Annotated in this window: 1 protein-coding gene and 1 pseudogene; both read right to left on the reverse strand. The window is 45.5% G+C overall.

Annotated features, from left to right (window positions below):
* Positions 1-764: pseudogene (locus B5E53_RS18565) on the reverse strand (NAD-dependent DNA ligase LigA); the annotation flags it as partial.
* Positions 765-800: 36 nt separating this feature from the next.
* Positions 801-1,460: DUF5688 family protein (locus tag B5E53_RS19420; protein WP_242963821.1), on the reverse strand; the 660-nt coding region annotated here is incomplete at its 5' end.

Consider the following 1,460-nt stretch of genomic DNA (forward strand, 5'->3'; position numbering starts at 1 on the left):
AGATATTCCGGCGAAATCTGATCCGGATTGAGGGGAATATACGGGCAGGAACCAAAGCCCAGTTTTGATAACTGGTACAGACGTTCCTCCCGGCTGTTGCTGTTTTCTCCCTCGTCCAGCCCTTCCAGTACGTTGAAGGGAAGAAAGGTGACACAGCGGTCTTTGCAATTCTCAGGATCCAGGCTCCGCACAGATCCGGCAGCCAGGTTCCGGGCGTTTTTATAAGGTTCCCCGTTCTTGTCCCGGAGTGTGATGTTCAGCCGTTCAAAATCCTTTCTGTGTATGAAGGCTTCCCCGGTGACAACCAGCCGTTTCTTATAAGCAATGGAGATCGGTACATTCTCAAAGGTGGGAATGTTATGGGTGATATCTTCCCCGATCTCCCCGTCTCCTCTGGTGGATGCCTCTGTCAGCCTGCCGTTTTCGTAGGTGAGTTTTACCGTAAGGCCATCCAGCTTCAGCATAAGCAAAGCTGCGTGATTGCCGCAGAAACGGCACAAATCTTCCACCTGCTTTGTCTTATCCAGGGACAGAAGCGGATGGGGATGTGGTACTTTCTCCAGTTCGCTGACCGGCGGGTAGCCTACGGTCTGGGTTGGGGAATTGGAGTAGATGATCCCTGTTTCCTTTTCCAGACTTTCCAGCTGTTCGTACATCCGGTCATACTCCGCATCGGAGATTTCCGGTGCATTCAGGTTATAGTAGGCGTGACGGTGTTTGTTAAGGTTGTCTACAAGCAATTTTACTTCTTTTACATGGTGCATGATTGGATGCTCCTTTCTTGGGATTCGCATAAATTATTAAGCGCATTTTAAGGTATGTAAATTACGGTCATAGTAGTATGGATGTGATGACAGAATGTCCGTATCCAACACGGTTGTCTGATTGACAGATGTAATTAACTCTGAAAGACCTCCTTCTTCTGGAGACAAATGTTTACGCAGAATCAGAAGCTCGTGGATACTACTGGGAATTACATAGAAATCCTCCTGTAATACTTCTGCTATTTTTTCCAACATATTGTCATACAGGATACAAGCTGCACCGTCTATACGGCTTTGATTCGTTAAGACCAGAAGGTCTTCCTCCGGCATTACAGATAATGGGGCGGTAAGATTTTCTGACATTTCGTTAAGCGTGGCGCATACCGACTGAAGTGAATAGGGAAACAGTCGGCAAGTGTTCTTATGGGCATACTTGTATAATTCGTTTTGCTGGATTCCCCAGAGATCCAAATGGGAATTATGAATGAGAAAACCAGCAGTCTGTTCATCCGTGTTCGCAATGCAGCAATAGAAAACGATTGCCAAATCAAGATACGGGATATAAGGAATATCGTCCAAAAGATCCTTGTTCATATCCAGATTGATTAATTTATAGATGATTTTTTCCTTCAGTTCCTCGAAATTAGTTAAGTCCTTCAGCTTAAAATCTCCAGTCTGCTTGGCGTTCCGATATAA

The organism is Eubacterium sp. An11 (assembly GCF_002161065.1).
In the GTDB taxonomy this organism is placed as follows: Bacteria; Bacillota; Clostridia; order Lachnospirales; family Lachnospiraceae; genus Anaerobutyricum; species Anaerobutyricum faecale.